This is a genomic window from Nocardia brasiliensis IFM 10847, from assembly GCF_000710915.1.
GTDB lineage: Bacteria > Actinomycetota > Actinomycetes > Mycobacteriales > Mycobacteriaceae > Nocardia > Nocardia brasiliensis_A.
Map to the genome: position 1 here is coordinate 1 of NZ_BAUA01000083.1, position 8,777 is coordinate 8,777.

An 8,777-nucleotide genomic window follows, 5' to 3' on the forward strand; every position below is an offset into this window, starting at 1 on the left:
CCTGCGAACGCCACGCCGGGGACTGCTCGTCAGCCGGGATACGGACTCGCCTCGCGGGCGGTCCGGGGACGGTGGTGGGACTATGCGGTGCGGCTGGTTTCCAGGGGGCGCGCTTGGGCGGTGTGCGGGGCGCGGGTGAAGGTGAGGACGCCGTCGTCCAAGGGGGACTTGCGGAGCATTTTGCGGTCCCGGAAGTAATTGTTGATGACCTCGCACCGGGCCGTGGGTGCCTTGCCGGGGCATGACGGCGTCGCCACGCTGGATGTAGCCCGAGGTGAGCGCGCCGCCCATGACGGAATCTGACGAACGGTCGGATTCCTCGGCGATCGCTTCCACCCGGGTGAAACCGTGGTCGCGCATGTGGTTGAGCGTCCGGCAGAAATATTCGGCGGTGAGATCGGCCTTCAGGGTCCACGAGGCATTGGTGTAGCCGAGCACCATGATCGCGTTGGGGACGCCGCTGAGCATCGCGCCCTTGTAGACGACGCGGTCCCGGGTGACGACGGGCTCGCCGTCGACTTCGAGGGTCGCCCCGCCGAGCATCTGCACTCGCAGCCCGGTCGCACTGATCACGATGTCGGCGGGCAGTTCCGCGCCGGACGCGAGCCGGATGCCGTTCTCGGTGAAGGTCTCGATGCGGTCGGTGACGATGGACGCTTTCCCGCTGCGCAGCACCCGGAACAGGTCACCGTTGGGCACCACACACAGCCGCTGATCCCACGGATCATAGGACGGCGTGAAATGCCGCATGTCGATCTTGTTGCCGATCTGGGCACGCACCGCGGCGAGCAGCACCCGGCGCGAGGCCGCGGGATTGGTGCGCGAGAGCTGGAAACTGGCGCGCTGCAAGGCGATATTGCGCGCTCGCCCGATCCGGTAGGCCACCTTCTCCGGCACCTTCGCCAGCTTCATGCCTACCGCGACCGGATCGTTGGCGGGCAGCGTGGTGATATAGGTCGGCGAGCGCTGCAGCATGGTGACGTGCGCGGCGTCGCCGCTCATCGCGGGGATCAGCGTGATAGCGGTCGCGCCGCTGCCGATCACCACGACCCGCTTGCCGCGATAGTCGAGATCCTCGGGCCAGTGCTGCGGGTGCACGATCTGCCCGCCGAAGTCCGCTTCACCGGGGAATTCGGGGCGGTAGCCGTTGTCGTAATCGTAGTACCCGGTGCAACCGGCGAGGAAGTTGCTGGTGAATGTCTCGACCGCACCGGTCTGCTCGTCGAGCGCCTCCACCGTCCAGGTCTCGGTCTCGCTGGACCAGCGGGCCGTGGTCACCTTGCGGCCGAAGTGGATGTGCTCGGTGACGCCGTATTCCCGCGCGGTGTCCTCGACGTACTGCCGGATGTGCGGACCGTCGGCGAGCACCTTGGTGCCGTTCCACGGGCGGAAGCCGTAGCCGAAGGTGTACATGTCCGAATCGGAGCGGATGCCCGGGTACTTGAACAGATCCCAGGTGCCACCGATGGCGGCGCGGCGCTCCAGGATCGCGTAGCTGCGTCCGGTCTGCTCGCGCGTCAGGTGGCAGGCCATACCGATTCCGGAAAGCCCGGCACCGATGATCAGTACGTCGACATGCCGCGTCATTGGGGAACTCGTTTCGTCTGGTCGGTCGAGCTCTGGTCACCTTCGCCCAGAGTTGACGCCAGGTTACGTGTTATCGACAGTTACGTCTAGTCGGGTTGCTGAATCGCTGCCGCCGAAAGACGCCGCAATTAAAACCTGGCTGGTTGCAAACGATGACGCCGCGGCGCCGGGCGCTCAGCATGGATGACTGCGGCGCGCCCTGGTGCGCACCGCGGGCCCTGTCCCCTACCCGAGGTGTCGCGTGTCATCAATTGTCTTGGAGCCGACACCGATTCGGGTTCGGTCGGCCGCTCGGTGGCGGCCGCGCAAGTCCTGGCTGCGGATGGTGAGCCCGCTCGTCCTGGTGCTCGCCTGGCAGCTCGCCAGCGCCACCGGCGTGCTGCCGGAACGACTGCTCGCCTCCCCGATAACGATCCTGCACACCGCGGGCGAGTTGCTCGGACAAGGCACCCTCCAGGAGGCGATCGCGGTATCGCTCGGCCGCGCGGCGACCGGGTTCGCCATCGGCGCGGTGTTCGGCATCGGCCTCGCCGTACTGGCCGGGCTGAGCACGATCGGTGAGTACGTGGTCGACCCGCTGATGCAGATGCTGCGCACGGTGCCGTTCTACGGATTGATCCCGCTGCTCATCCTGTGGTTCGGCATCGGCGAGCTGCCCAAGGTGGTGCTGGTCGCGTTCGGCGCGGCGATCCCGTTATATCTCAACACCTTCGCCGGTATCCGCGGCGTGGACGGCAAACTCGCCGAGCTCGCCCGGGTGCAGCAACTCGGCCGCCTCGCACTGCTCGGGCACATCGTCGCGCCGGGCGCACTGCCGCAGACGCTCGTCGGCCTGCGGCAGTCCCTCGGCGTCGCGTGGCTGGCGCTGATCGTGGCCGAACAGGTGAACGCCGATGCGGGCCTCGGCTTTCTGATCAACGACGCCCGCGAATTCCTGCGGACCGACGTGATCGTCGTCGGCCTGCTGGTGTACTGCGTGCTCGGTCTGCTGACCGACGCGCTGGTCCGATTGATCGAGCGGAAGGCGTTGGCATGGCGGCGCGGGTTCCTGGGGCAGTGATCACCGACGAACGGGTCATCACGCCCGAAACACCAAGGCTGGAAACCACTTCCGCCACCGATACGGCGCCCGTCGCTCATATTCGGGGCCTCGTCCGGGATTTCGACGGGCGGCGCGTGCTCGACGGCCTCGATCTCGATATCGCCCCTGGTGAGTTCGTCGCACTGCTCGGCCGCAGCGGTTCGGGCAAGTCCACCCTGCTGCGCGCCCTCGCGGGTCTCGACCAGGAGGTGCAGGGTGAGTTGCGCACGCGGGGCACGATCGCCGTCGCCTTCCAGGAGCCGCGCCTGGTCCCGTGGAAGCGCGTGCTGGCCAACGTGTATTTCGGTCTGCGCCGAGCGGATCCGAAACAGGCGGCGCGGGCCGCCCTGGCCGAGGTCGGCCTGGCCGAACGGGCGCAGGCGTGGCCGCTCACCCTCTCCGGCGGCGAGGCGCAACGTGTCAGCCTGGCGCGCGCCCTGGTGCGCGAGCCGGAGCTGCTGCTGCTCGACGAACCCTTCAGCGCCCTGGACGCCCTCACCCGGATCACCATCCACCGGCTCGTCATCGATTTGTGGCAGCGCCGCAAACCCGGCGTCCTGCTGGTCACCCACGACGTCGAGGAGGCGTTGCGGCTGGCCGACCGGGTGCTGGTGCTCGGCGACGGCCGGATCGCCCACGAGTCCCGCATCGAGCTGCCGCGCCCGCGCCGCAGCGAACACCCCCGACTGCTCTCCCTACGCAACACCTTGCTCGCCGAACTCGGCGTGGCACCGGAAGGAATCGAATGAAAGCCAGAAGGCTGCTGCTCGCAACGACTCTCGCGCTGGTCGTGGCGGTCGGCACCGCCTGCGGGTCCGACCAGGCCGACGACGCGGCGGTCCGCCCGGACGGTTCAGTAGATCTGGCCAAGGTGACGCTGCACCTGGGCGACCAGAAGGGCACCGGGCTGCAGGCGCTGCTCACCGCCGCGGGCGAGCTGGACAACACGCCGTACCAGATCCAGTGGTCGCAGTACCAGGCCGGCCCGCCGATGTTGGAGGCGATCAATTCCGGCGCAGTCGATTTCGGCGGCGTCGGCAATGCGCCGCCGGTGTTCGCGGCGGCCGCCAAGTCGGCGATCAAGATCGTCAGCGCGTATCAGTCGGGCAAGGACGGCCAGGGCATCGTCGTGCCCAGGGATTCCCCGCTGCGCACGCCGGAAGACCTGCGCGGCAAGAAGATCGCCGTCACCAAGGGCAGCTCGGCGCACCATCACCTGCTCGCCGTGCTGAACAAGGCGGGGATCAAGTGGGATCAGATCGAGCCGCAGTACCTGCAGCCACCAGACGCACTGGCCGCGCTGTCCACCGGGCGGGTCGACGCCTGGGCGATCTGGGACCCCTACACCGCGCAGGCCGAGCAGCAGTCGAACGCGCGAATCCTGGTGGACGGCAACGGCTACATCCGCGGTGACGCCTTCTACGTGGCCGGGACCAAGGCGCTGGACCGCACGGGGACCGCCGCCGCGCTGCGTGATCTGCTCGGCCGCATCGGCCGCGCGCACACGTGGGTGAACGAGCACCCCGAGCAGTGGGCGAAAACCTATGCAGAACTCACCGGCCTGCCCTACGACGTGATCCTCACCGTGGTCAAACGCGGGCGCTACCTCGACCATCAGCTCGACACCCCCACCATCGCGGCCGAGCAGAGCGTGGCCGACGCGTTCGCCGAGGCGGGGCTCATCCCCCGCAAGGTCACCATCACCGACTACATCGACACCCGTTTCAACGACCTGTTCCCCGCTGCCTGAGGAGTTGGCTCCCATGACTTTGTCGTTCCACTGGTTCCTGCCCACCTACGGTGATTCCCGCGGCCTGGTCGCGGGCGGGCACGGCACCTTCATGTCCGGCGACCGTCCGGCGACGCTGCGCTACCTGAACCAGATCGGCGCGGCCGCCGAGCACAACGGATTCGAGGCGGTGCTCACCCCGACCGGCGCCTGGTGCGAGGACGCCTGGCTCACCACGGCGATGATGGTCGACACCACCGAGACGCTGAAGTTCCTGGTCGCGTTCCGGCCCGGCCTGGTCAGCCCGACGCTGGCCGCGCAGATGGCGGGTACCTTCCAACGGCACTCGCAGGGCAGGCTGCTGCTGAACGTGGTGACCGGCGGCGAACCGCACGAGCAGCAGGCCTACGGCGACTTCCTGGACAAGGAACAGCGTTACGCGCGCACCGGCGAATTCCTGCACGTGGTCCGCGAGCTGTGGACCTCGCAGGAACCGATCTCGTTCGACGGCGCACACGTGAAAGTCCGGGACGCGCTACTGAGCAACCGGCCCGATCCGATCCCGCCGGTGTTCTTCGGCGGTTCTTCCGCGCCCGCCGGGCCGGTCGCGGCTCGCTACGCCGACACCTACCTCACCTGGGGCGAACCGCTGCTCGCGGTCAGCAGGAAACTGGAGTGGATCCGCCGCCTCGCCGTCGACGAGGGCCGGGTGCTCGATTACGGCCTGCGCATCCACGTGATCAGCCGCGACACGGCCGAAGAGGCCTGGGCCGAAGCCGATCGGCTGCTGCAGGGCATAGACCCGGCCGATATCGAACGCGTGCAGGCCAGCCTGGCGCGCAGCGAATCCGAAGGCCAGCGGCGGATGTCCGAACTGCACGGCGGCAGCACCGACCGGCTCGAGATCGCACCCAACCTGTGGGCCGGTGTCGGGCTGGTGCGCGGCGGCGCGGGCACCGCGCTGGTCGGCTCGCACGCCGAGGTGGCCGAGCGCCTGATCGAGTACTCGAAGCTGGGCATCAGCCACTTCATCTTGTCCGGTTACCCGCACCTGGAGGAGGCGTACTGGTTCGGCGAAGGGGTGCTGCCCATCCTGGAGCGCAAGGGACTGTGGCGGCATCCGTCGCGTCCGGCCGCCCCGCGCGCCGCCACGCCGTTCGCGGCGTCGTCGAGCAGCTGACCTGACAAAGTCGCAGGCAAAACAAGGTGCGGAGAACGGGGTGGGGATCCCCAGTTAACGATCACTGACTGACTTCGATGAGAATGTCCTTCGGTCCGGCGCACCGGCGGGACCGCTGGACGAGCTCATAAGGGAGTCATGACCACCGCACCCGCTCAGCGCTGGCGCCGCCGCGTCCCCGACACCGCGACCACCGACGGAGCGCCGAAGCTGGCGCGCAGGCTCGGACGGATCGACCTCACCGCGATGGGCGTCGGCACCATCGTGGGCGCGGGCATCTTCGTGATCACCGGTGTCGCCGCCGCGGAGAAGGCCGGGCCGTCCATCGTGCTGTCGTTCGTGCTGGCCGGCACGGTCTGCGTGCTCGTCGCGCTGTGCTACAGCGAGCTCGCCGCGATGGTGCCGGTGTCCGGCAGCGCCTACACCTATACCTACGCCACGCTCGGCGAAGGTCCGGCGTTCCTGGTCGGCTGGAATCTGCTGCTCGAATTCGTCATCGCCGGCGCGGCCGTCGCGATCGGCTGGTCGGGCACGACGGTGTCGGCACTGGATTCGATGTTCGGCATCACCGTGCCGCACGCCATCGCGGCGGGCCCGGCCGAAGGCGGGATCGTGAATCTGCCCGCCGTGCTGATCATCGGCGTGATCGTCGCGGTGCTGGTCGGCGAGGTGTCGCTGACCGCGAAGATCACCAAGGCGCTGGTCGGGGTGACCATCGGGGTGCTCGTGCTGGTGGTCGCGGTCGGTGCGCCGCATATCGACGTGCAGAACTGGACTCCGTTCGCGCCCTTCGGTTTCAGCGGCATCATCGGCGGCGCGGCGATCGCCTTCTTCGCCTTCCTCGGCTTCGACGTGGTCGCCGCCTCGGCCGAGGAGGCGCGCAATCCGCGCCGTGACGTCCCGTTCGCGATCATCGGCACGGTACTCATCGCCACGCTGCTGTACGCGCTGGTGAGCGCGGTGCTCACCGGTATCGCGCCGTTCGCCACGCTGAACAACGGCGCGCCGATCGCGACCGCGTTCAGCGGGTTGCACATCGGCTGGATCGGCAACGTCATCGTGATCGCGTCGATCATCGCGCTCACCAAGGGCTTGCTGCTGATCGTGTACGCGCAGGTGCGACTGAGCTTCGCGATGTGCCGAGATCGGTTGCTGCCCTTCGGGCTCGCCCAGACCGGTAAGCGCTCGACCCCGGTCCGGCTCACCCTGATCCTCGGCGTGTTCTGCGCCGCGATCGCCGGGCTGCTGCCCATCGATATCGTGGTCGAGCTGGTGAACATCGGCGCGCTGTCGGCGTTCGCCGTGGTGTGCGTCGGCGTGCTGGTGCTGCGGCGGGCCGAACCGGACCGGGAACGGCCGTTCCGCACGCCGCTCGTCCCGTTCGTGCCGATCCTCGCGCTCGTCGGCTGCGTGCTGCTCGCCACCACGCTGGACGGGTTGACCTGGGTGCGGTTCGCGGTCTGGGTGCTCATCGGCATCGCCGTCTACCTGGGTTACAGCCGCAAACGCTCCACCCTCGCCTGACCGGCTCGGGAAATATCACATATCCCCCGGAATCCATTGCGTCGCATGCGCGTTTTCGGCAGGCTCACAGATGCCGATCGGTGCCGGTGAGGCCCAGACGAAGGGACGACTGACGATGTCGGACGACGAGAAGCAGATCCGGGTCTTGATCGAGCGGTGGGCCGCGGCCGTGCACGCCGGCGACCTCGACACCGTCCTCGCCGATCACGCACCCGACATCGTCATGTTCGACGTCCCGCCGCCGGACGAAGGGCTGCGCGGTATCGACGCCTACCGCGCGGCCTGGCCCGGCTTTTTCGAATGGCAGGCCCAGGGCGCGACCTTCGAGATCGTCTCCCTCGACATCACCGCGGGCGCCGACGTCGCCTTCGCCCACGCCCTGCTCCTGTGCGGCACCCCCGAAGAATTCGCCGAGAACCCCGCCCGCCGCCTCCGCCTGACCCTGGGTCTGCGCAAACAAGACGACCGCTGGACCGTCACCCACGAACACCACTCGTTCCCCGACACCACCCTGCCCCCGATCTGAAAGTGGTCGAGGCGGAATTCCTTAGGCGAACTGTCCGGACCGAACGCCCGCTTCCGATAGGTGGACCAAGCGACAGATAGGTGGGCCGTCATCGAGAGTTCTTTCGGTTCACGGGGGCGGGGACGAAGTCGGGGCGGCCCATCCACCAGTTGCCAGGGGCGTTCGGGTCGGCACTGGACCAGAACTCGATGATCGCCTGCGTGAATTCCGCGGCCGAGAGCCGTCCGTCACTGTCGACGTCGAGGTGCGTGAACGCCTCGTGTGCTTCTTCGTCGGTCAGGCCGGGAAAGTGGCCGCGCTGGAAGGCCACGAACTCGCCCGGATCGACACTGCCGTTGCCGTCGATGTCGGCGATCGCGAGGAACGCCTCGGCCAGCGCGCCGACGGTCGCCGCCGCTGCGGCCGGATCCGCGGCCAGGGTCCGGGTGGAGGCGATGAATTGCTCCCGGGTGATCGCGGTGCCGCCATCGGGAATGTGTGGCAGGTGCAGATCCCGCCAGATCGCCAGGTAGGCATCGATGATGCGTTGCTCCGCAGCGGAATTCGGCGGATAACCCAGCGACGCTGCCACCCGCTGTCCGCAGAGCACATGGTCGTGCTCGGTCAGTCGGCCGTCGCCGTCCACGTCGAGATGATCGAAACCGTGACCGATCTTGGCGCTCAGTAGATCAGGAACCGACACGTCTCATCCTCTCCTGGGTCTTCGGACAACGCGACGAACCAGAACGGGCGAGACCGCTGCCCGCACCCCAACCATGTTAGGGAGCGCGCGCCGCGGCCGGTCGGGATTCGGCCGTCACGCGCGGTTGCTGCGCACCGCCGCGGCATTTCGCCGGAAGCGGGCCGAGCGGCGATCTCGATGGCGCCAGATACCTGCCGTCGTGGCCGTCAGCCGACATCGGTTCCCTCCGAACGGGGGGACAAGTCACCACTGCCGGTCTCCGTGTCCTCGACCGCCTCGACACCGTCACCCCGCACCCGCAACACCACCGACCCGCTGCACACCGCGCGCCCCGGCAGAGGTCTCCTCGCTCCGGCGTTTGGGTTGAACACTGCCGCGCACCTATCGTCACCCCGCGCGCGTGTCAGCCGACCGACACACGCGCGGGACGCTAAAACATGCGCGCGGCGCTGCGCCGCGGGACGGCAC

At 68.3% G+C, this 8,777-nt stretch carries 7 protein-coding genes and 1 pseudogene; 6 read left to right on the forward strand and 2 right to left on the reverse strand.

Features of this window, described 5'->3' with window-relative positions:
• Positions 1-80: 80 nt before the first annotated feature.
• Positions 81-1,587 (reverse strand): annotated as a pseudogene (locus tag NBRGI_RS43920) (flavin-containing monooxygenase).
• Positions 1,588-1,909: 322 nt separating this feature from the next.
• Between NBRGI_RS43920 and NBRGI_RS17865 the strand changes: the two are divergent.
• The 6 genes from NBRGI_RS17865 (at position 1,910) to NBRGI_RS17890 (ending at position 7,627) form a co-directional block, all read left to right on the forward strand.
• Positions 1,910-2,647, forward strand: coding sequence for an ABC transporter permease (locus NBRGI_RS17865; protein ID WP_036559676.1), 738 nt, complete (start codon positions 1,910-1,912; stop codon positions 2,645-2,647).
• Positions 2,620-3,417, forward strand: coding sequence for an ABC transporter ATP-binding protein (locus tag NBRGI_RS17870; RefSeq protein WP_235210999.1), 798 nt, complete (start codon positions 2,620-2,622; stop codon positions 3,415-3,417). The genes NBRGI_RS17865 and NBRGI_RS17870 overlap by 28 nt, the downstream gene beginning before the upstream one ends.
• Positions 3,414-4,418, forward strand: coding sequence for an ABC transporter substrate-binding protein (locus tag NBRGI_RS17875; RefSeq protein WP_029897708.1), 1,005 nt, complete (start codon positions 3,414-3,416; stop codon positions 4,416-4,418). Before NBRGI_RS17870 ends, NBRGI_RS17875 begins: the two co-directional genes overlap by 4 nt.
• Before the next feature lie 13 nt (positions 4,419-4,431).
• Positions 4,432-5,577: an LLM class flavin-dependent oxidoreductase gene (locus NBRGI_RS17880; RefSeq protein ID WP_029897709.1), complete on the forward strand. Its 1,146-nt coding sequence runs from the start codon at positions 4,432-4,434 to the stop codon at positions 5,575-5,577.
• Between the two features lie 138 nt (positions 5,578-5,715).
• Positions 5,716-7,101 carry an APC family permease gene (locus tag NBRGI_RS17885; RefSeq protein ID WP_029897710.1) on the forward strand — a complete coding sequence of 462 codons (1,386 nt, stop codon included), beginning with the start codon at positions 5,716-5,718 and terminating at the stop codon, positions 7,099-7,101.
• Positions 7,102-7,216: 115 nt separating this feature from the next.
• Entirely contained in the window at positions 7,217-7,627 is a 411-nt protein-coding gene (locus NBRGI_RS17890; protein WP_029897711.1) for a YybH family protein, read from the forward strand.
• Positions 7,628-7,715: 88 nt separating this feature from the next.
• On the opposite strand, the gene NBRGI_RS17895 is transcribed toward NBRGI_RS17890, so the two are convergent.
• Positions 7,716-8,309 carry an EF-hand domain-containing protein gene (locus NBRGI_RS17895; RefSeq protein ID WP_029897712.1) on the reverse strand — a complete coding sequence of 198 codons (594 nt, stop codon included), beginning with the start codon at positions 8,307-8,309 and terminating at the stop codon, positions 7,716-7,718.
• Positions 8,310-8,777: the final 468 nt, after the last annotated feature.

Coding starts and splice junctions, on each gene's coding strand:
- NBRGI_RS17865 (WP_036559676.1), top strand. CDS start 1,910: ATGGTGAGCCCGCTCGTCCTGGTGCTCGCCTGGCAGCTCGCCAGCGCC.
- NBRGI_RS17870 (WP_235210999.1), top strand. CDS start 2,620: ATGGCGGCGCGGGTTCCTGGGGCAGTGATCACCGACGAACGGGTCATC.
- NBRGI_RS17875 (WP_029897708.1), top strand. CDS start 3,414: ATGAAAGCCAGAAGGCTGCTGCTCGCAACGACTCTCGCGCTGGTCGTG.
- NBRGI_RS17880 (WP_029897709.1), top strand. CDS start 4,432: ATGACTTTGTCGTTCCACTGGTTCCTGCCCACCTACGGTGATTCCCGC.
- NBRGI_RS17885 (WP_029897710.1), top strand. CDS start 5,716: ATGACCACCGCACCCGCTCAGCGCTGGCGCCGCCGCGTCCCCGACACC.
- NBRGI_RS17890 (WP_029897711.1), top strand. CDS start 7,217: ATGTCGGACGACGAGAAGCAGATCCGGGTCTTGATCGAGCGGTGGGCC.